Here is a 19,722-nt window from a genome sequence, read left to right on the forward strand (position 1 = left end):
CCTCAGCGCTTCGTCAGTTTGAGTTTCTTGCGCACGTCTTCCGGACCGATGATCCGCGCCCCCATGCCCTCGACCACCTGCACGGCCTTTTCGACGAGCTGCGCATTGGTGGCGAGCTGGCCCTTGCCGACGAAGAGGTTGTCTTCCAGGCCGACGCGCACGTTGCCGCCGGCAAGAACCGCTGCCGCCGGGTAAGCCATGGCGTTGCGGCCAATCGAGAAGGCCGAAAAGGTCCAGCTATCGGGCACGTTGTTGACCATCGCCATGAAGGTGTTGAGATCGTCGGGCGCACCCCATGGAATGCCCATGCAGAGCTGGATCAGCACCGGGTCTTCGATGAGGCCCTCCTCAGCAAGCTGTTTGGCGAACCAGAGATGGCCGGTGTCGAAAGCTTCGATCTCCGGCCGCACGCCGAGATCCGTCATCTTCTTCGCCATCGCCCGCAGCATGGCCGGCGTGTTGGTCATGACATAGTCGCCGAGGTTGAAGTTCATCGTGCCGCAGTCGAGCGTGCAGATCTCCGGCAGGCATTCGGCGACATGGCTGACGCGCTCGGTGGCCCCTGCCATATCCGTGCCCTTCGGATTGAGGGGAAGGGGGCTTTCGATATCCCCGAAGATCATATCCCCGCCCATGCCGGCGGTGAGATTGAGGACGACGTCGACATCCGCCGAGCGGATGCGGTCGGTGACTTCCCTGTAGAGATCGTTGCGGCGGCTGGCGGCCCCCGTTTCCGGATCGCGGACATGGCAGTGAACAACAGCCGCCCCAGCCTTGGCGGCGTCGATCGCGGAGGCGGCGATCTGCTTGGGAGTAATGGGAACATGGCTGGATCTGGAAATCGTATCGCCGGCGCCGGTGACGGCGCAGGTGATGAAAACATCGCGGTTCATCGCAAGAGGCATGTTTTTGTTCTCCCGTCTATCGACCATTACGCGGCAGGATGGGCGGAGATGCTTTGCATTCTCGGAACTCATCGATACATTATCGGAACAACAGGGAGGTGGTATTGCTGCAGCGATCGACGGAACGGCTTGATATCGACCTTCTCGTCCTGCCGGATTCGAACCTGATCCTGATTGCGTCTGTCATCGAGCCGTTGCGCGGCGCCAACCGCATCGCCGGCAGTGAACTCTATCGTTGGCGGCTGCTGACGCTGGACGGAGCGCCGGTCCCGACCACCAGCGACATCGCCATCCCGGCCCAGGGAACTTTCCAGGCGACGACCGTGGATACGCCGCTGTTTGTGCTTGCGAGCTACAACTGGCACCGCCACGCGACGCCGGCGCTGAAGATGCAGCTGTCGCAGGCCGCCCGCTACCGAACGACAATCGCCGGCATCGAATCCGGTACCTGGCTGCTGGCCGAGGCAAGCCTGCTCGATGGACTGTCGGCGACCGTTCACTGGGAGGACTACGAGGATTTTGCGTTGGCCTATCCCGAGGTGCGGGCCGTCAAGGATCGTTTCGTCATCGACGGCAAGCGGCTGACGACATCGGGATCGCTGCCGACCGTCGATCTGATGCTGGAGGTGATCAGGCAACGGCAGGGCTATTCGCTGGCGCTCGAAGTCAGCCGGCTGTTCCGTTACGAGCAGCCGTCTTTCCATGCGGACGAGCCGCTTGCCGCGGCTTCGGCGGGACTGCGCATGCACGATTCACGCGTGACGCAGGCGGTGCGGCTGATGGAGGAGCATATCGAGCAGCCACTGGTGCTTGCGCGGCTTGCCCGCAGAGTGGGCATCAGCGCCCGGCATCTGCAGGATCTTTTCCAGCAGAGCATCGGCGCGCCGCCACATGTGCATTATCTGGCGCTACGCCTGAACGCGGCGCGCCGCAAGGTGATCGAGACGACAGCCTCCTTCGCCGACATCGCCGCGGCGACCGGCTTCAATTCGGCTTCGGCCTTTGCGAGAAGCTACCGAGCGAGTTTCTCCGAAAGCCCATCGGAGACGAGGCGGCGCCTGCGCCGCCGCATCACGCCATCGCAGGCACCGCCATAGGCTGGAAAGCTTCGCGCAGCATCTCGGCAAGCACCCGGACAGCTTCGCTGGAGCGATACGTGCTGCGACGGAGGACGACCTTCGAGGAATCGACCGGCGGAAAACCGTCTTCGGCGGTCAGTTCCCGACAGCCGGGCGGGATGCTGCTGCGGGAAAGCGTGGTGACAGCAAGGCCTGCGGTCACGGCATTCTTCAGCCCCGAGCCGGTATCCGCGATGAAGGCGATGCGGTAGTTGCGGCCGATCTGCTCCAGCGACCGCAGCGCAAAATCGCGCGACCAGGTGGAGTTGCGATAGGTCGCAACGGGCAGCGGATCGATGTCGTGCAGCCGATGGACCATCGATGTGACCCAGACGGTGGGATCGATGCAGAGAACCTCGCCCTTGTTCTGATCGCTCCAGTCGAAAACGACAGCCAGATCGAGTTCGTCCCGTTCCAGGGCGGCAAGGTTGCGAACCGTATAGTCACAGGAAACGGTGACCTCGACTGCCGGATGGCGCACCGCGAAAGCCGCAAGGGCTGCCGGCAGCACCGTCTGGCTATACTCTTCGGGAATTCCGATACGCACCGGCCCGTCGAGCGGCTTGCTGCGGATTGTCACGGCGGCTTCGTTCAAGAGATCGATCACCCTGCGAGCATAAGGCACCAGTTGCATGCCCTGGCGCGTCAGCAGCACGCCGCGGGCGCCACGCTCGAAAAGACTTTCGCCGATCGCCTCCTCGAGCCTCTTGATCTGAGTACTGACGGCCGATTGCGTCCGCCCGATGCGCTGGGCAGCCGCGGAGAAATTCGACGTTTCGGCGACGACCAGGAAGGTCCTGAGCAGGTCGCTCTCGATTGATACTTGCATGAAATAGCCATAGAAAAAATCGATGACAGATATCACTACTATTCGTTTGCCTAATGTCAATTCCGGGCGCAGAACAGAACCGCGTTCGACTTCCTTCTTTGAGAATATCTGCGTGACCATTGAAAATCCGACCACGCGCCTCGCAGGCAGCGAGCACGAGAAGGGTGTGCTTCTCATCGTTGCCGCGACGCTCGCCTGGAGTGCGAGCGGCGTTTACTCGCGGTTGCTCACGACCGACGTATGGACGGCGATTGCCTGGCGGTCGTTGTTCGGCGGCCTGTTCCTGCTGATCCCCTGCCTTTTCCTCGAAGGGGGCATCTCGCGGCGGCAATGGCGTTCCGTCTTCCATCCCTCGGGTCTTGCGATGATCGCCTGCCAGACCTTCAGTCAGGGCTGCTTCATCGGGGCGCTCTACATGACCACCGTCGCCAATGTGGCCATGATCTATGCGACGACGCCGTTCATCGCCGCCTTGTTCGGCTGGCTCATCCTCAAGGAGAGGGTCGCCATGCGGACGCTGATTGCCGGCGGCGTCTCGCTCTTCGGCGTTGCGGTGATCGTCGCCTCGTCGATCGGCGGGGGCACCGGCTGGGGTGACCTGCTGGCGCTCGGCATGACCGCGTCGTTTGCGCTGGTCATCATCATTCCGCGCATCAATCCCGGCGTGCCGAGCCTGCCGCCGACTGTCGTCAGCGCTTTCCTGACCCTGGTCATCTTCGCGCCGTTCGGTTCGGTCGGCTCGCTCGACCTGCACAACTGGATCGTCCTTGCCGCCTTCGGCGCTACCAATTTTTCTCTCGCGCTGGTGCTCTTCCTTGCCGGTGCGAAGCGGATGCCGCCGGCCGAGGCAGCGCTGATCGGCACGATGGAAATCGTGCTGACACCCCTCTGGGTCTGGCTGCTGTTTTCCGAAAAGCCTCCCCTCGCCACCTATTTCGGCGGCGCGATCATCCTCGGCGCCGTATTCTGGCATACGGCAATCGACGCCAAGCGCAGCCGCCGGTCGCACGACGGCTAAGCCGGCCGGTCGACGACTCCCGATTGCCGGATCGGCGCAAGTGCCCTGCAGGCCGGACAAGGCCGCAGGACGAGACGTCCGCCACTGGCGGGCCGCCGTGGCGGCCTTTTCACCCCGATGGCAGGCGTCAGCCTTGCTACGCCAAGAGGTCTTTAGCCCCAATCAGCCAAAGAACGCACGAAGCTGAGCGAAAAAACCGCTTGGTTTGGGATCTGCGATCTTTCGTACACGACGAGCGATTACTGCCGCGCTGACGCTTTCACCAAAATGACAGAAGCAGACAAGCTCGTGCAACTGCTCGTCGCTGAGTTCGAAGAACCGTTTGGCTTCTCCATAACTATCATTTTCCATTCCTGCCGCCCGCAGAATGGGATCAGCGAATGCAACAGAGATCGGGGTATCGTCATCCCGCATGGCAATCCGATTTGCGATCGGCTGATATTCGGTTTCGTGAAGCGTCCTAAGAAACGGTCTGGGGCTGTGTTCGAGACTTTCGGCCCACCGTTCAATGCGTTCGCGCCGCGTTAGTTCAAGGCGCTTACAAGTCGTGCTGACCTTTGCAATCGTTTTCAACTGCTCCAGCGCATACTGTTCCATTTCGGCCTCCTATCTTCTCAAAAATAGATGGTCCGCTCCCAAAAATAGCGTCGCTCAGGTCGCAGCCGATGTCCAATCACGATTGAGACCGGCATCTGCCGTGGACGAACAGATTTGCGGCTGCGGAAGCGTGCATTGCACTTGCCCAAGCTATTTGATCGGAGGCTTGGATCAAATCTTCTGAAGCGATCCGGAAAACCGCCCCATTCCGGAGGCCAAGTCATTCTCTGGAGCGGCATGCTGCTGCGGCTTCGGCGACTGTCGTCTTTGAGTTGCACCCATGTCGTTTTTTCGGGCGCTGTTTTCCGCCGGGCATGGTTTCTTGTGGTGTTCAAAGCGCTCGTCACTGGCGACAGAACCGTTGGAAGGCCGACCGAAGATTCCAAGACGAATCGAAAGGAGGTTCTGGAGCCCGGAAACCAGCTTTTTGCGCAGCAAATCGGCGGATTGCGGCGGCGATGACGAGCGAACGACAGGCCAGGCCTATCGTCTTCACTCTTCCCCTCCATCCAATCTGTCCCCGCCTATTTGCGAAATTCGAGTACCGCCCGATGCGGCGTTGTGAATACCGGGCTGCAGAGGAGGCAGGCCGAGAGAAAGGGTTGCCATTGACTGCATCGGTTGCAGCTCGAGGCATCAACAAGTGGGAGGAATCCATGAGCAAGAATAGAGGCGTCGTTTATTTGAGGCCGGGTAAGGTCGAAGTTCGCGATCTCGACGATCCGAAGCTGGAAGCGCCCGATGGCCGCCGCATCGAACACGGCGTCATTTTGAAGGTAATATCGACCAACATTTGCGGCTCCGACCAGCACATGGTCCGCGGCCGTACGACGGCAATGCCGGGTCTGGTGCTCGGCCACGAGATCACCGGCGAGATTATCGAGAAGGGCATCGACGTCGAGATGCTCGACATCGGCGATATCGTCTCGGTACCCTTCAATGTCGCTTGCGGCCGTTGCCGCTGCTGCAAGTCCCAGGATACCGGTGTCTGCCTGACGGTAAACCCGTCCCGCGCCGGTGGCGCTTATGGTTATGTGGACATGGGTGGCTGGATCGGTGGACAGGCGCGCTACGTCACCATTCCCTATGCCGATTTCAACCTGCTGAAAATCCCTGATCGCGACAAGGCGATGGCGAAGATCCGCGATCTCACCATGCTCTCCGATATTCTGCCCACCGGCTTCCATGGCGCAGTGCGCGCCGGCGTTGGCGTCGGTTCGACCGTCTACGTCGCTGGCGCCGGCCCCGTCGGCCTTGCGGCTGCGGCTTCGGCCCGCATTCTCGGCGCTGCGGTCGTCATGATCGGTGACTTCAACAAGGATCGCCTGGCGCATGCGGCGAGGGTCGGTTTCGAACCGATCGATCTCTCGAAGAGCGACCGTCTTGGCGACATGATCGCCCAGGTCGTCGGCAGCAACGAGGTGGATAGCGCCATCGACGCGGTCGGCTTCGAGGCACGCGGCCACTCGGGCGGCGAACAGCCGGCGATCGTGCTCAACCAGATGATGGAGATTACCCGCGCCGCGGGTTCGATCGGTATTCCCGGCCTCTACGTCACCGAGGATCCGGGCGCCGTCGACAACGCCGCCAAACACGGCAATCTTGCGCTCCGCTTCGGCCTCGGCTGGGCCAAGGCGCAGTCATTCCACACCGGCCAGACGCCGGTACTCAAATACAATCGCCAGCTCATGCAGGCGATCCTCCACGACCGGCTGCCGATTGCCGATATCGTCAATGCCAAGGTCATCCCGCTCGACGATGCCGCCGCCGGATATGAAAGCTTCGACCAGGGAGCGGCGACGAAATATGTCCTCGATCCGCATGGAGACGTCGCGAAAGCCGCCTGACGCAAAAGACTGAAGACCAAACTTGCAGCGCCGCGCATCTTTTCAGACGCGCGGCGCTGTAACATTTTGAGTATCTCAATGACTAAGAATCTGTCGGCAAAACTACTCGATGCTGAACGGGAAATATTTTGCGTTGATCATGTCATAGGTCCCGTCCGCCTTGATGCTCTTTAACGCTTCGTTCAAGCGCGTCAGCCGCTCCTTGTCATCCAGGCGCAGCGCGATGCCGGCACCTTCGCCGAAATATGTGACGTCGACCAGATCCGGCCCTTTGAACTCGCAGCAGGTTCCGGCCTTGGTGTTGGCGATCCAGTCGTAGATGGCGAGCTTGTCCTCCAGGATGACATCGACGCTGCCGTCCGATAACGCTTTGTACAGTTCAGGCGAAGACCGGAAGACCTTCTTTTTCATCTCCGGATAGAGATGGTTGGCGTAGGATTCCTGCGCCGTCGACGACGTCACCCCGAGAATCTTGCCGCTGAGGGCAGCGGGGCTGACATCGCTGATCGGCGTTTCTTTCCGAGCGATGAACACGGACGGGCTGTTGTAGTATTTTTCAGTGAAAGCAACCTTTTGACGCCGCTCGAGGCTCATCGACATGGATGAGATGATCGCGTCGTATTTATCGGCAACGAGATCGGGAATTATGTCGTCCCACTTCTCGATGATGAACTGGCATTCGAACTTGCCGACCTCGCAAAGGGCGTTGGCAACATCGATGTCGAAGCCTTGAAGCTTGTTGTTTGCATCGAGGTAATTGAAGGGCGGAAAAGCACCTTCGACGGCAACCCTCATCGGCGTGCGATCTTGCGCAGCCAGCTGAAGCGGCAAGGCCGCAGTCAAGAATACACCCAACCCGCCTGCCATCAGCGCTGCGCGCAGTGTGGTTTGAATGGATATGCGCAGCATCGTCAGGGCTCCTTGGGGCGTATTCGATCTCGCCCATAATGCGCCGTAGCTTTTAATTCTACGTGAACGCTTCTTTGTTAGCGTCGACGCATGCGCCCGTGTCGTGGTGTTCAGGGGTCTAGGCTTGCATATCGTTGTTCCTTCCAGCTCCAATACGTTTCAGCAATCCTGGATCGCCTCGGGAAGAATTCTCTTTCTGATCGCCGTTAGCGGCCTTGGAGCGATTGGACTTGTCGTGCTTTCGGCGCTGTGGGCAGGAACCGAGAGTGACGCTGCCGCCCTTGATCGCCAACGCCAGCTTGTGAATGCGCGTCTGCGTGAACAGGTCGATCAGGTCGCGCATGTCATCGGCCAGTTCGGCAACGGCTACCTCACGCGTGTTTATCCTGCCGCCCGATCAACCGGAGGCTCCTCAAGCCTCGAGGCAGTGCTGACGGCGGCGGCCGGAAGCGCGATCAGCCAGACCGCAATGTCCGCCTTCGGCTACGACCAGGCTTTCGTCGTCGACGAGAAGGCTCAACTGCTCATGCTGGCGGACGCCCAGACGGAAAAACGTTACCGCTGGATGAAGCCTCTGTTTTTGCCTCTCCTTCAGGATGCCCGCCTTGGGGTCAGACAAGGGACGTATTCCGAACGAACGCCTTCCTCGATGGAAAGCCGCCTTGCGAGTGCCGCCCGCTCCAACCGTGCCTTGGCCAACCTGATGCGGCTGGAAGGCCGGCCGACGATCGTCGGCGTCGTCGCCATCAACGAGGCCGACCAGGGACAGCAACAGCCGACGCGGCAATTCCTGATCGTCGTTCGGTTTATCGATGGTGCGGCGCTGGACGAATTGAGCCGGCAGCAGGGGCTCAACGGCGCGCGCTTCGCGCGCACCGCCGATGCAGACGAGAACGAGGTTGCGTTTCAGATCGACGCCACGGCAAATGGCGAACCGATCGGCTTCATCGTCTGGCGGCCCGATCTTCCAGGTTCGAGGGTGATCGGCCGCTTGATGCCGGCGCTTTCGATTGCCGCCCTGGTGATCGCCATCCTGTTCTCGGTCCTGTTGGTGCGCCTGCGAGGCAGTCTCGGCGAATTGAAGAAAAGCGAGCTGCATGCACGGCAGCTTGCCCTGCATGATGTGCTGACCGACCTTCCCAATCGCGCCTTGTTCGCGATCCGGTTCGACGAGTGTCTGGCCGAGACAAAAAATTCAGCCGAGCGCTCGGCAGTTGCGCTTCTCGACCTCGACCGCTTCAAAGCGGTGAACGACACGTTCGGCCATGCGGCCGGCGATGAACTCATCAGGATGGCTGCGGAGCGGATCCGCTCCATACTGCGCCCAGGCGACACGCTTGCCCGGCTCGGAGGGGACGAATTTGCCCTGCTGCTCCGCGACATCAAAGACCATGATCAAGTTTTGCCGGCAATCTGCGAAGCGATCGTTGCCGAACTTGGCAAACCCTTCCCGCTCTTGCGGGGCGAGGCGGTCGCCCGCGTCGGCGGTTCGATCGGTATAACGGTCGTGCCGGATGCCGGCCGGAATGCCGACGACATCATGCGCTACGCCGACGTCGCGCTTTACGAGGCCAAGATGGGCGGGAGAGGTCAATGGCGGTTCTATTCGCCTTCCATGGACGGCGGCAGGAATGCGCGCGACATTCTCAAGAACGAGTTGCGGGACGTTCTGGCCAAAAGCATGGCCTCGTCCGCCGACGGTCTACGCTCAGATCCGGCTGCGAACAGGCCGGACTTCGGATCGCTCGAGGTCTATTACCAAACCGTGCATCGTGCCGAGGGCGGATACTCGGCGTCGGGCGCGGAGGCTCTGGTGCGCTGGCGTCACAGCCAGCGCGGACTGTTGGCGCCTGTCAGCTTCATCCCTGTCGCCGAGGAGGGCGGTCTCATCGATGCGCTCGGCTTCTGGGTGCTGCGCGAAGCCTGCCGAGCCGCCTGCAAATGGCCTGAAGATACGTTCGTTGCCGTCAACGTATCTCCCGCCCAGTTGAGAAGACCGAATTTTGCCGAGGAAGTCTTCGCCGTGCTTGAGGAGAGCGGCCTGCCGCCATCCCGGCTCGAACTCGAGCTCACCGAATCTTCGCTGATTGAGGATAACTCGGACGTCTATTCGGTGCTGAAGTCGCTGCGCAGCCGGGGCATCCAGATTTCGCTCGACGATTTCGGAACCGGCTTTTCATGCCTCAGCCACCTGATGCGCTTCGACATCGACCGCATCAAGATCGATCGCTCCTTCGTCTCGCTGCTCGGCACGAAAGCCAACGGGGCAGCGATCATCGGTGCCATCGTCGCGCTCAGCCGCAACCTCGGGATCTCGACGACGGCGGAAGGGGTTGAAACCGAATATCAACGCGACTTTCTGGCCGCCCTCGGCTGCACCGACCTCCAAGGCTACTTCTTCTCCAAACCCGTTCCTCTTCGCGAACTCGATTGTTTCCAGCAAGCTGAGAGCGCCGCTGGATTGCTGACGATCGCTCGAGGCGCCGTCGGCTGAAAGCCTGATGTCATCCGCCGGTCACCGGAACTTTCGCCGCAGGCGGAGGTTGACGCCCGGAGAACGGAGGATGTGATGGGCGAGATCGGGGAGTGGCGGCACCTTTGCGTCGACATGCAGCGGATGTTTGCCGAAGACACGCCGTGGCACGTTCCCTGGATGGCGCGGGTCTCTCCGCAGATCGAAGAGCTGGCCGGGCGGCACCCGTCCCGAACGATCTTTACCCGCTTCGTGCCACCCGAACATGCCGACGACATGCCGGGAAAATGGCGGGATTATTACCGGAAATGGTGGATGATGACGGGCGAACATCTTCCGCGCGGCTTCATCGATCTCGCCCCATCGCTGGCATCGCTGGTTCCGCCGGCAAAGCACTTCGACAAACGCACCTATTCGCCTTGGATTGACGGCCGCCTTCATTCGATCCTTCAATCGGAGCGGGTCGATACGCTTGTGATCACAGGCGGTGAAACGGATGTCTGCGTGCTTGCCACGACGCTCGGCGCGATTGATCTCGCCTATCGGGTCATCGTGCTGAAAGACGCCGTCTGCAGCGGCGCCGACGATACGCATGACGCCTCACTGGAACTTCTGCACGATCGGTTTTCCGTACAGCTCGAACTCATGGAAACCGAAGAGTTTTTGAGCGGGGTTATCTAGAGCTAGTGTGGCGATGCAGCCTTCGCAGCAATACTGCTCATCGCCGCGAATGACATGGAGATGACCGAGAGGTCGGCCTTAGCGCTTGCCGATCGATGTACTAAACACCATCAGGCTCAGGATCTCAAAGAGCACCTGTGCTGCAGCGTGCGCTGTGTTGGTCGTTGCGTCATATTGCGGGGCAACTTCGACGACGTCACCGCCCACCAGGTTTATCCCTTTCAGCCCGCGTATCAGTTCAAGGGCTTCACGCGTGGTCAATCCACCGACCTCGGGCGTGCCAGTGCCGGGCGCAAAGCTCGGATCGAGGCTGTCGACATCGAAGGAAAGATAGGTAGGGCCGTCGCCGACGATGGATTTTGCCTTGGCAACGACGGCCGCAATCCCCATTCCGCTGATGTCCTCTGCGTGGATCACGGTCATCCCCGACGCATAGGAGAATTCCCACAAATATTCCGCTGAACCACGGATTCCAATCTGGATCGTCCGTGTCGGATCGAGCACGCCGTCCAGCACCGCATTGCGGAACGGCCCGCCGTGATGAAACTTCGTCTGATCGAAGGCACCGCTTGTATCGCAATGGGCATCAATATGAATGAGGCCGACCGGTTGCTGCCGACCGATGGCCTTCAAAATCGGGTGGCTGATGGAATGATCGCCTCCGACGGAAAGCGGGGCAACGCCGGCATCGACGATCTGGCCGACGCGCTTTTCGATGTCGTCATGGCTGAGCTCCAGCCGGTAGCGGCTTTGGAACGATATGTCGCCGATATCGGCGACCCGAAGATCGAAGACCGGCGCCGTTGCGAGAACGTGATTATAGGGGCCGATCCTTTCGATGGCGCGAAGTGCTCGCGGCCCGAAACGCGAGCCTGGGCGATTGGTGACGCCAAGATCCATGGGGATACCGGTAATCGCAACCTGGAGATTGCCGAAATCCGGATCATCGGCTTCAACCTGCATGTAGGGTGCGCTGAGGAAGGTCGGCACTCCGGCATAGGGCGCCAGTCTCGTGCCGCTCTTGGAGATGATCTTCTCCGCCACTTTGCGAAACTTCTCATCGAATATCTCGCCGCCATTGGCATCTGCAAATTCTGCGCGCAGCTGTTCCAGCCGCATTTTGTCCCACATCATGCGCATATGTCTCCGCTTCAGGTCCGTCTCGTCAGACAAAGAGGTTGAGAAAACAATTGGTATCGTTGTAGCAATCGGTATCAAAGAGAAATCGATATGATCGCTGCAAAACCCAACTCGCTCGTTGCCCGCCTCTCTGCCCCGCCCATTCCTTCCGTCGCCGCCTGGAGCCGCGAATACAAAGGAGAAAAAGGGCCGCTCATCGATCTGTCGCAAGCCGTGCCCGGCTATCCCGCGCATCCGGAGATGCTTCGGCTTCTTGCTGAGGCGGCCGGACAACAGGCGATGACGGGATACGGGCCGATCGAGGGCGAACCTCTGTTGCGCAAGACCTACGCGGCTCACGTTGCCGAGCTTTACGGCGCCGACCTTTCCGCCAGTAATATCCACATTACCGCCGGCTGCAATCAGGCGTTCATGTGCGCAGCGATCGCGCTTGCGGGCGCCGGCGATACCGTAGCCCTGACCAACCCCTTCTATTTCAATCACGATACGACGCTGTCGATGCTGGGGATCGGGCGTCGATTGGTCGATTGCGACCCGGCCAGCGGCTTTCTTCCCGATCCGGGTTCAGCCGAGGCGGCCCTTGCGGCTGGCGCGAAGATGCTTGCCGTCGTGACACCCAACAATCCCACAGGAGCCGTGTATCCGCCAAGCCTGCTTCACGAGCTTTTTGTGCTTTGCCGGAAATATGGCGCCTGGTTGATCCTCGATGAAACCTATCGCGATTTCCTTGGCGAGGATGACGGACGGCCACACTCTCTTCTCTCCGAGCCGGGCTGGGAGGACACGCTCGTTCTTCTCTACAGCTTTTCGAAATCCTTCTGCATTCCCGGTCATCGACTGGGTGCAATCACGGCGGGCCCCAAACTCATCGCCGAAATCGCCAAGGTGATGGACAATATGCAAATCTGCGCGCCGCGTTCGGCTCAGATCGCCGTTGCATCGGCGATCCCCGCACTCGCCGAGTGGCGAGCCGGCAACCGGCTGGAGATTGCTCGCCGGGCGGACGCTTTGAGGCAGGTCTTTTCCGGGCTGGCGGATTGGAAGATCGGAGCGATCGGAGCCTATTTCGCCTTTGTCCGCCATCCCCACGCCGATCGATCGTCTTCCGAGGTTGCCGAAAAACTCGCCAAGGAATCCGGCATTGTCTGTTTGCCCGGAGCCTATTTCGGGGAAGGGCAGGAGCGCTACCTCAGACTTGCCTTTGCCAATGCGGGTGTCGCTTCGATAGGGCTATTGTCCGAGCGCCTTCGCTAGACCATTTTGATCAACCTCCGCCGGAAGTTCATGATAGCCGCCGCGCCAATATAGCAACGGCCCTATGCCCTGCCGGATTTCCATCGCGCAGACATGTCCGACCAAAACGGCATGGGAATTGTAGTGAAATGCGGTTTCGAGCTTGCAGTCCAGGACCGTCAGGGCATTTTCAAGGACCGCCGCGCCGGTCTTGAGGCGATACCATCCGGCGTTGCCGTAGCGTTCGGCGCCCTTTCTCCCGTCAAGACCGGCAAAGGATTGCGCCACCTGCTCCTGGTCGGCGGCGAGCACGTTGACGCAGAAGCAGCCGTACCGCTGCAGCGCCGGCCATGAGGAAGACGCTCGGTTGACGCTGACGATGACGGACGGCAACTCCGCCGAAAGGGAGGAGACCGACGTTGCCGTGAAGCCGGTGCGGTGTTGCCCGTCGCCGACCGTAATCACGCTGACGGCACCCGCCAGATGACGCATCGAAAGCTTGAAGTCTGCTTCGCTTATCAAAGCCTCGGCACTCATCGGGCTGGCGCCTGCGTTTTGGCAAAGCGGTTTACAGGCATTGAAAGACCGAGGTTTTCACGCAAGGTTTTGCCCTCGTATTCCTCACGGAACAGCCCGCGGCGCCGAAGCTCGGGCAGGACCAACCGCACGAAGTCGTCGAGACTCGACGGCAAGGTGGGAAACATCAGGATGAAGCCGTCGGCGGCGCGCGTCTCGAACCATTCCTCCATGAAGTCGGCAATCTGGGCCGGCGTGCCTGTCATGCCATTTCCGGTATGCTTCTCGGCATAGTGCCGGATGAGTTCGCCGACGGTGCGGCCGCTTCTGACGAAGTCAACCAGCTCGTCGAACAGCGCGCGTGATCCCTTCGGCGCCGCCGGCAGCCGATCCATGGGGAAGGGCTTGTCGAGAGCGACGTCGCGCAGGTCCGCCTCGAGGAATTCGGAGAGCATCAGCCGACCGACATCCGGATGCATCTTATCGATCAGATAATCCACCTTCGCCTTTGCCTCGGCTTCGGTTTCACCGACGTTGATCACGATGCCCGGCATGATTTTCAGGTCGTCCGGATCGCGCCCATGGGCCGGCATCCGGCGCTTGACGTTTTCGTAAAAGGCCCGGTTGCGGTCGATATTCGATGCGAGGCTGAAAACGATCTCCGCCGTGCGTGCCGCCATGTCCATTCCGGGTTCCGAGCCGCCCGCCTGGGCGATGACCGGGCGGCCCTGGGGCGTTCGCGCAATGTTGAGCGGCCCGCGAACCTGGAAGTGCTTGCCTTTGTGATTGAGCGTGTGGTGCTTGTCCTTGTCATAGTAGACACCGGTTTCGCGGTCGAGAAGCAGCGCGCCTTCCTCGAAGCTGTCCCAGAGGCCGAACACGACATCGACGAACTCGTTGCCGCGCTCGTAACGCAACGGATGCGGGTCGAGCCCTTCGCGATTGAAGTTGTAGCCGGTTTCGTCGTGATCGGAGGTTACGACGTTCCAGCAGACGCGCCCCTTGCTCAGATGGTCGATCGAGGCGAACAGGCGCGCGACATTGTATGGCTCGTAATAACTCGTCGACACCGTCGCCACGAGACCGAGATCGTTGGTGGTGACCGCGAGAGCCGAAAGCAGCGAGAGGGGTTCGAAGCGGTTCATCTTGGTCGGAATGCGGGCAAGCGCACTGGGATCGCCGACGGCGGCGGCGGGAGAATCCGCCATGAACATGAAATCGAATTTGGCCGCCTCGGATCGTTTGGCGACAGCGAGCAGATGAGCGAAGTCGTTGGCGCCGTTGACGTCGCTTGTCGGATGCAGCCAAGAGGCAGGATGAAAGCCGAACGTATAGACGAAAGTCCCGAGTTTCATCTTGTCGGTTCGCGCCATCGAGCTCTCCTGCTATGTCGGCCACGCCGCCAACGGTGGAGGGCGACTGCGCAAATTATCGCCAGGCTCAAATTTTCATCAATATCGCGTAGCTAGGTTCCGTTTTAGTTTTTCTAAAGTATCGGCTTAGGCGCGGACGCCAGGGCCTGCTGACGGGAAATAGCGACGACCCAATCGCGGAATTCGCGCCCGTGGGGCTTCTGCAAGGCCGCCCGATCCCAGGCGAGAAAATAGCTTTCGCGCAGTGCAATGCGCAGGTCGACGGGAATGACGAGCGTTTGCGCCTCGAGCTCATCTGATATCATCGACATTTGTGCGAGCGCGACGCCGCGCTTGTTGACAGCAGCATCAATCGCACTGCTCGATAGGGTGAAGGAAAGGCCCGGCGTCGACGCATCGAAGGAGACCCCGGCCTTGGCGGCAAACTCCGCCCAGCTGGGATAAGGGGTGAAGTGCCGCTCCCACTCGACATGAAGGAGAGGCTGTTCGAAGAGATCGCGAGCCGCATGCGCGCGATCCTGCATCAGCGCCGGCGAGCAGGCAGGCACCACCCAATCGCGGAACAGCTCGGTATAATGTTCGTGCTGCAGCACGTCCGACCCGTAGCTGACGCGGAAATCGACATCGTCGAAGCCGATCCGGGGCTCCTTGTCGCGTCCGATAATCCTCACTGGAACTTCGGGATGAAGCGCCTGCCAGTCGAAGATGCGCCTGCCGATCCATTTGTTGACGACGGAGGAAAGCGCACTGAGAACCAGCGCCGTCTCGTTGCGCGCCTTTTCCAACAATTGCTGGGCGAGCGCAAATTGCTCGAACCCCTTCGATATCTCCTGATGGTAGAGCCGGCCCCAGGCGGTCAGCTCGACGGTTCGCCCGCTACGCTCCAGAAGCGAAATTCCAAGAAAGCTTTCGATCTTGCGAATCTGCTGGCTGATGGCCCCCGGTGAAACCCTCAGCTCCAGTGCCGCGGCCGTCACGCCGCCGCAGCGCCCCACCGCCTCGAAGGCTTGCAAACTTTTCAGTGGGATCGCCTTGAGGCGCTCGTCGGTCACTTTCAGAACCTCTCGTGATTGGCGTCGAACTCAATTTGCTGCCGGATGAAACGTCCCCGCAAACTGGAACCGGTCGCCTGGATGGGTAAACTCGACATATGTCACCGTGCGGCCGTTCTGCCAGGTCTGGCGGATGAGGCTAAGGCAGGCCTCGCCCCTCTTCGTCTGCAGGATTCGGGCCGTCACGGTATCGGCCGAGACGGCACGAATGACATGTTTGGCCTTGGACCAGGGCACCTGCTCAAGCAGCCATTTGCCGGGCGGAATTGAAGCAAAGCTCTCCTCTCTCGCCCGTGGGACAGCATCGAGCATGATGATCCGTCGCTCGATGGCATTCGGTCTGCCGTCGACGATATGCAGGCATTGAAGCCTGAGGACCTCTGCGTCGGCAGGCTCCGACAGCTGCTGCGCCTCCGCCTCTCCAAGGCGCTCGATCTTGCGGGCGAGGATTTCGAAGCGGTGCTCGTGCCCGGCCAGTTCCGCTTCGGTGCTGATATCCTGGATATCCATCACCGTGCGGTCGATCTGGGGCGATGCGACGAACGAACCGGTCTTGCGCCGTCTGACGATCATGCCACGCTCGGCCAGCGCCGACAGCGCCTTGCTGACCGTCATGCGCGAACACCGATATTCGGCCACCAGCTCGTGCTCGACGGGAATGCGGTCGCCGGGCCGCCAATCACCGCTGATGATCTTCGTCTCGATATCCGTGAAAATCCGCTGATAAATCGACACCAAGCCCGCACCTCATTAGGCGTCAACGATCATGAATGCGGAACGGTCATGCCGGCGAGATCGCTGCCATCCGGCACAAATTTTGCGTTCCTCGTCTTTTACATTGACACTCTAGGCCAGCCTATATCTATTTGTATAGTCAAAAGCGGAGCACAGAAGTCCGCGCAGAGGAAATCGAAGTCGGGAACCAAAACTCCTCCGCCGGGGGATAAAACTGGAGAGATGATCATGAAGGCACATTCACTGCTGAAGGGTCTGGTCGGCGCTGCGTTCCTCATCGGAGCAGCCGTTTCCGCCCACGCAGCCGACACCCTGGCAGCCGTCAAGGCAGCCGGCACCCTCAAGGTTGGCACCGAGACGGCTTTCGCACCGTTTGACTATATCGATGCCGGCGAGCACACGGGCTTGAACGTCGACCTCTTTGCCGAGATCGGCAAGGAACTCGGCGTCAAGATCGAGTGGGTAGCGCTTCCTTGGGACGGCGTCTTCCCGGCGCTTGAGGCCGGCAAGTTCGACGTCGTCGCGGGTCCTGCAACGATCACCAAGAAGCGCTTGGAGCGCTATCGCTTCACGCCGCCGATTGCAGAAGCGACGATTGCCATCCTGAAAAAGGCCGGCGACACCACGATCAGCAAGCCGGAGGATATTGCTGGCAAGACGATCGGTGTCGGCAAGGCAACTGCCCAGCTCGACCAGCTGAAGGAATTCTCCGGCACGCTGCCGACCAAAGTCGACGTGCGCGAATATCCGGCCTTTACCGAATCCTACGCCGATCTCGCAGCCGGCCGTATTGCCGGCGTTGCCAATTCGCTGCCGAATATCGCCTTCGTCGCCAGCCAGCGAAAGGGCACGTTCGAAGTCGTCCTGCCCCCATTCGGCAAGAAGTCCTATTTCGGCTTCATCGGTCTCAAGGATGCCGATCATGCGCCTCTGATGGACGCGATCGATGCCGCGATGCTCAAGATCAAGGCAGATGGACGCATGGCAGCGCTGCAGACGAAGTGGTTCGGTGCATCTTTTGATACGCCGGATTCTGTCAAGGACCCGGCATTCTGATCAGCTGCCAGTGAAACGAACGCGCCCCGCCAGTGGTCGGGGCGCAATATGCCGTGGCATCAGAGTTCGCGGCCGCAGCGCCCAGGCAAACACCGCCCATGTCCATCAAGCTTTTCGAACTGCTTCTGCAAGCCGCGATCTACACGGTGACGATCAGCGTGGTTTCTATCCTGATCGGCTTTGCGATCGCCATCATTGTTTCCGCCATGCTGCTGTCGCGGCAACAGCTCCTGGCGCTGCAGGCGCGGATTTTCATCAGCTTCTTTCGCGGCGTGCCGCTGCTGGTGCAACTGCTGCTGATCTATAACCTGCTGCCGGCGATCGGCATCAACGTACCGAGCATTATTGCGGCCATCATTGGTCTTTCGCTGTGTACGGCAGCCTATCAGGCTGAAAATCTGCGCGGCGGTTTTTCCAGCGTTCCCGCGGGCCTTGTCGAGTCTGCCGAAATGGTCGGCATGACACCCGTTCAGATCTTCCGCCGTATCAAGGCGCCGATCGCCCTGCGCCTGACCTTTCCGGCGCTCGTCAACGAAGCGATCCTTATCCTGAAGGCGTCTTCGCTGGTCTCGGTCGTCGGGGTCATCGAGTTGACGCGCATGGCCCAGGACCTTGCCGGCAGCACCTTCCTGCCGCTCGAGATTTTCGCTTCCGCCGGGCTGATCTATCTCGTCATTAATTGGATCGTTGCCCTTGCGGGCGGCCTGATCGAACGCTCCCTGCCAGGAGTGCCACGATGACCTTCGACATCAATGTGATCTTCAGCAACTTGCCGGAAATCCTCAGCGGTGCATGGGTCACCATCGTCATCTGGATCATCACCACCCCGGCCGCTGCCGTGCTCGGCTTCCTTGTCGCCGTCGCCAGACGTTTTGGCGGGGTGATCCTGGACAAGGCGTTCGGCATTGTCATCGCAGTGCTCCGCGGCACGCCCTTCCTGATTCAGATATTCCTCGTCTACTACGGCGGGCCATTCGTCGGATTGTCGCTCGATCCGATCCCGGCCGGCATCATCGGCCTGTCCATCTACGGCGCGGCTTATTTCAGTGAAATATTCCGCTCGGGCTTTGCTGCGGTCCCGAAGGGACATATCGAGGCCGGGATATGCGTTGGCCTGACACAAGGGCAGATCATCCGACGCATATTGCTGCCGGAGATGACCATGCTGGTGCTGCCGCCGTCGGTCAACATGACGATCATCCTGATGAAGGAGACGGCCGTTCTGTCCATCATCACCGTGCCGGAATTGACGGCGACACTCAGCGCCATCGGCTCGCAGCAATATGCTTTCGTCGAGGCGCTCTTCGTGCTTGCGCTGTTTTATTGGGTACTGGTCGAAATCACCGGCTGGCTCGGCCATCTCGCCGAAACGAAACTCACCAGATTCAGGTTTTTCAACATATGAGCGTTCCTGCGATCGCAGTCAAAAATCTCGTCAAGACCTTCGGCGGCTCTACTGTGCTGCACGGCATCGACCTCGATATCGTGCAGGGCCAGGTTTCCTGCGTCATCGGCCCGTCGGGTTCCGGCAAGAGTACGCTGCTGCGCTGCATGGCCTTTCTTGAGGAATCGACCAAGGGGACGATTACCGTCAATGGCGAGGTGCTTGGCTTTGCGGAAAACGCCAAGGGCGTCCGGGAGCGGGTACCGGCCGCTACGAACCGGCAAATTCGATCGCAGATCGGCATGGTTTTTCAGCAGTTCAATCTCTGGCCGCATATGACGGCGCTTGGCAATGTCAGCGAAGCGTTGAAGACCGTTCACAAGATGAGCCGCAAGGATGCCGAGGAGCGGGCAATGGCCCAGCTCGTCAAGGTCGGCCTCGAGGGCAGGGCAGGGCACTATCCGTCGCAGCTCTCGGGGGGGCAGCAGCAGCGCGTCGCTATCGCCCGGGCGCTCGCCCTCAACCCGAAGATCATGCTGTTTGACGAGCCGACCTCGTCACTCGATCCCGAGCTGACCGGCGAGGTGCTGAACGTCATGCGCGATCTCGCCGCCGAGGGCATGACGATGGTCGTCGTCTCCCACGAGATCGGATTTGCAGCAACGGTCGGCCAGCAGATCGTCTTTCTCGATCACGGCAAGGTGCTGTTCACCGGCTCGCCGCAGGACGTCTTCAAACGACCGAGAAACCCCCGGCTCGAGCAATTTCTGGATACCTATATCGATCGTGGAGCCTCGATGCTGCTGTGAAGCTCATGTCCTTCCGGATCGTCGGGCCGATCTCCAAGACGGGTGCC

Annotated in this window: 19 protein-coding genes; 10 read left to right on the forward strand and 9 right to left on the reverse strand. The window is 60.4% G+C overall.

Annotated elements, in window-relative coordinates; translation table 11 throughout:
* Positions 1-2: 2 nt before the first annotated feature.
* A complete protein-coding gene (locus RCCGE510_RS24855; protein ID WP_037079655.1) occupies positions 3-905 on the reverse strand; it encodes a 3-keto-5-aminohexanoate cleavage protein in 903 nt (300 codons plus the stop codon).
* A gap of 38 nt (positions 906-943) precedes the next feature.
* Here RCCGE510_RS24855 and RCCGE510_RS24860 point away from each other — a divergent pair, with 38 nt between their 5' ends.
* Positions 944-2,002 carry a GlxA family transcriptional regulator gene (locus tag RCCGE510_RS24860; protein ID WP_052029496.1) on the forward strand — a complete coding sequence of 353 codons (1,059 nt, stop codon included), beginning with the start codon at positions 944-946 and terminating at the stop codon, positions 2,000-2,002.
* On the opposite strand, the gene RCCGE510_RS24865 is transcribed toward RCCGE510_RS24860, so the two are convergent.
* Positions 1,977-2,852, reverse strand: a complete 876-nt coding sequence (locus RCCGE510_RS24865) for a LysR substrate-binding domain-containing protein (protein ID WP_037079898.1) — start codon at positions 2,850-2,852, stop codon at positions 1,977-1,979. The two genes, RCCGE510_RS24860 and RCCGE510_RS24865, sit on opposite strands and share 26 nt — an antisense overlap.
* Before the next feature lie 112 nt (positions 2,853-2,964).
* Here RCCGE510_RS24865 and RCCGE510_RS24870 point away from each other — a divergent pair, with 112 nt between their 5' ends.
* The gene (locus tag RCCGE510_RS24870; RefSeq protein WP_007634519.1) at positions 2,965-3,870 is read left to right on the forward strand and encodes an EamA family transporter; all 906 of its coding nucleotides are present in this window, start codon (positions 2,965-2,967) and stop codon (positions 3,868-3,870) included.
* A 162-nt stretch (positions 3,871-4,032) separates the two neighbouring features.
* Here the strand turns inward: RCCGE510_RS24870 and RCCGE510_RS24875 are convergent, their stop codons facing one another.
* A complete protein-coding gene (locus RCCGE510_RS24875) occupies positions 4,033-4,467 on the reverse strand; it encodes a hypothetical protein (RefSeq protein ID WP_007634521.1) in 435 nt (144 codons plus the stop codon).
* A 656-nt stretch (positions 4,468-5,123) separates the two neighbouring features.
* Between RCCGE510_RS24875 and fdhA the strand changes: the two genes are divergently transcribed.
* Positions 5,124-6,314 (forward strand): formaldehyde dehydrogenase, glutathione-independent, encoded by a 1,191-nt coding sequence (gene fdhA, locus RCCGE510_RS24885; protein ID WP_007634530.1) that lies wholly within the window; start codon positions 5,124-5,126, stop codon positions 6,312-6,314.
* Positions 6,315-6,416: 102 nt separating this feature from the next.
* Here fdhA and RCCGE510_RS24890 read toward each other — a convergent pair whose 3' ends face one another.
* Positions 6,417-7,223: a transporter substrate-binding domain-containing protein gene (locus RCCGE510_RS24890; protein ID WP_007634536.1), complete on the reverse strand. Its 807-nt coding sequence runs from the start codon at positions 7,221-7,223 to the stop codon at positions 6,417-6,419.
* A gap of 103 nt (positions 7,224-7,326) precedes the next feature.
* Between RCCGE510_RS24890 and RCCGE510_RS24895 the strand changes: the two genes are divergently transcribed.
* Together RCCGE510_RS24895 and RCCGE510_RS24900 are read left to right on the forward strand one after the other, a co-directional pair.
* Positions 7,327-9,717: an EAL domain-containing protein gene (locus RCCGE510_RS24895; protein WP_192815346.1), complete on the forward strand. Its 2,391-nt coding sequence runs from the start codon at positions 7,327-7,329 to the stop codon at positions 9,715-9,717.
* 75 nt (positions 9,718-9,792) lie between these two features.
* Positions 9,793-10,377: a cysteine hydrolase gene (locus tag RCCGE510_RS24900; RefSeq protein ID WP_007634539.1), complete on the forward strand. Its 585-nt coding sequence runs from the start codon at positions 9,793-9,795 to the stop codon at positions 10,375-10,377.
* Between the two features lie 78 nt (positions 10,378-10,455).
* On the opposite strand, the gene speB is transcribed toward RCCGE510_RS24900, so the two are convergent.
* Entirely contained in the window at positions 10,456-11,511 is a 1,056-nt protein-coding gene (speB, locus tag RCCGE510_RS24905; RefSeq protein WP_007634540.1) for an agmatinase, read from the reverse strand.
* Between the two features lie 96 nt (positions 11,512-11,607).
* Here speB and RCCGE510_RS24910 point away from each other — a divergent pair, with 96 nt between their 5' ends.
* Positions 11,608-12,771 (forward strand): aminotransferase, encoded by a 1,164-nt coding sequence (locus RCCGE510_RS24910; RefSeq protein WP_007634541.1) that lies wholly within the window; start codon positions 11,608-11,610, stop codon positions 12,769-12,771.
* Here the strand turns inward: RCCGE510_RS24910 and RCCGE510_RS24915 are convergent.
* The 4 genes from RCCGE510_RS24915 to hutC all read right to left on the reverse strand — a co-directional run bounded on the left by RCCGE510_RS24915 (position 12,748) and on the right by hutC (position 16,429).
* On the reverse strand, positions 12,748-13,287 hold the full coding sequence (locus RCCGE510_RS24915) for a flavin reductase family protein (RefSeq protein ID WP_007634542.1): 540 nt from the start codon (positions 13,285-13,287) through the stop codon (positions 12,748-12,750). The genes RCCGE510_RS24910 and RCCGE510_RS24915 overlap by 24 nt on opposite strands.
* Positions 13,284-14,639, reverse strand: a complete 1,356-nt coding sequence (locus RCCGE510_RS24920; protein ID WP_007634545.1) for an LLM class flavin-dependent oxidoreductase — start codon at positions 14,637-14,639, stop codon at positions 13,284-13,286. The genes RCCGE510_RS24915 and RCCGE510_RS24920 overlap by 4 nt, the downstream gene beginning before the upstream one ends.
* A 113-nt stretch (positions 14,640-14,752) precedes the next feature.
* Entirely contained in the window at positions 14,753-15,691 is a 939-nt protein-coding gene (locus RCCGE510_RS24925) for a LysR family transcriptional regulator (RefSeq protein ID WP_007634547.1), read from the reverse strand.
* Positions 15,692-15,721: 30 nt separating this feature from the next.
* Positions 15,722-16,429 carry a histidine utilization repressor gene (gene hutC / locus RCCGE510_RS24930; protein ID WP_007634549.1) on the reverse strand — a complete coding sequence of 236 codons (708 nt, stop codon included), beginning with the start codon at positions 16,427-16,429 and terminating at the stop codon, positions 15,722-15,724.
* Between the two features lie 225 nt (positions 16,430-16,654).
* On the opposite strand from hutC, the gene RCCGE510_RS24935 reads away from it, so the two are divergent.
* The 4 genes from RCCGE510_RS24935 (at position 16,655) to RCCGE510_RS24950 (ending at position 19,675) form a co-directional block, all read left to right on the forward strand.
* Positions 16,655-17,482 carry a transporter substrate-binding domain-containing protein gene (locus RCCGE510_RS24935; protein WP_007634551.1) on the forward strand — a complete coding sequence of 276 codons (828 nt, stop codon included), beginning with the start codon at positions 16,655-16,657 and terminating at the stop codon, positions 17,480-17,482.
* A gap of 98 nt (positions 17,483-17,580) precedes the next feature.
* Complete coding sequence (locus RCCGE510_RS24940) at positions 17,581-18,222, forward strand: amino acid ABC transporter permease (RefSeq protein WP_007634553.1); 642 nt, start codon at positions 17,581-17,583, stop codon at positions 18,220-18,222.
* Positions 18,219-18,887, forward strand: a complete 669-nt coding sequence (locus RCCGE510_RS24945; protein WP_007634555.1) for an amino acid ABC transporter permease — start codon at positions 18,219-18,221, stop codon at positions 18,885-18,887. Before RCCGE510_RS24940 ends, RCCGE510_RS24945 begins: the two co-directional genes overlap by 4 nt.
* The gene (locus tag RCCGE510_RS24950) at positions 18,884-19,675 is read left to right on the forward strand and encodes an amino acid ABC transporter ATP-binding protein (RefSeq protein WP_007634559.1); all 792 of its coding nucleotides are present in this window, start codon (positions 18,884-18,886) and stop codon (positions 19,673-19,675) included. The genes RCCGE510_RS24945 and RCCGE510_RS24950 overlap by 4 nt, the downstream gene beginning before the upstream one ends.
* Positions 19,676-19,722: the final 47 nt, after the last annotated feature.

Origin of the sequence: Rhizobium sp. CCGE 510 (assembly GCF_000292525.1) — a bacterium.
Lineage (GTDB): Bacteria > Pseudomonadota > Alphaproteobacteria > Rhizobiales > Rhizobiaceae > Rhizobium.

Coding starts and splice junctions, on each gene's coding strand:
- RCCGE510_RS24855 (WP_037079655.1), bottom strand. CDS start 905: ATGCCTCTTGCGATGAACCGCGATGTTTTCATCACCTGCGCCGTCACC.
- RCCGE510_RS24860 (WP_052029496.1), top strand. CDS start 944: ATGGGCGGAGATGCTTTGCATTCTCGGAACTCATCGATACATTATCGG.
- RCCGE510_RS24865 (WP_037079898.1), bottom strand. CDS start 2,852: ATGCAAGTATCAATCGAGAGCGACCTGCTCAGGACCTTCCTGGTCGTC.
- RCCGE510_RS24875 (WP_007634521.1), bottom strand. CDS start 4,467: ATGGAACAGTATGCGCTGGAGCAGTTGAAAACGATTGCAAAGGTCAGC.
- fdhA (WP_007634530.1), top strand. CDS start 5,124: ATGAGCAAGAATAGAGGCGTCGTTTATTTGAGGCCGGGTAAGGTCGAA.
- RCCGE510_RS24890 (WP_007634536.1), bottom strand. CDS start 7,223: ATGCTGCGCATATCCATTCAAACCACACTGCGCGCAGCGCTGATGGCA.
- RCCGE510_RS24900 (WP_007634539.1), top strand. CDS start 9,793: ATGGGCGAGATCGGGGAGTGGCGGCACCTTTGCGTCGACATGCAGCGG.
- speB (WP_007634540.1), bottom strand. CDS start 11,511: ATGATGTGGGACAAAATGCGGCTGGAACAGCTGCGCGCAGAATTTGCA.
- RCCGE510_RS24910 (WP_007634541.1), top strand. CDS start 11,608: ATGATCGCTGCAAAACCCAACTCGCTCGTTGCCCGCCTCTCTGCCCCG.
- RCCGE510_RS24915 (WP_007634542.1), bottom strand. CDS start 13,287: ATGAGTGCCGAGGCTTTGATAAGCGAAGCAGACTTCAAGCTTTCGATG.
- RCCGE510_RS24920 (WP_007634545.1), bottom strand. CDS start 14,639: ATGGCGCGAACCGACAAGATGAAACTCGGGACTTTCGTCTATACGTTC.
- RCCGE510_RS24935 (WP_007634551.1), top strand. CDS start 16,655: ATGAAGGCACATTCACTGCTGAAGGGTCTGGTCGGCGCTGCGTTCCTC.
- RCCGE510_RS24940 (WP_007634553.1), top strand. CDS start 17,581: ATGTCCATCAAGCTTTTCGAACTGCTTCTGCAAGCCGCGATCTACACG.
- RCCGE510_RS24945 (WP_007634555.1), top strand. CDS start 18,219: ATGACCTTCGACATCAATGTGATCTTCAGCAACTTGCCGGAAATCCTC.
- RCCGE510_RS24950 (WP_007634559.1), top strand. CDS start 18,884: ATGAGCGTTCCTGCGATCGCAGTCAAAAATCTCGTCAAGACCTTCGGC.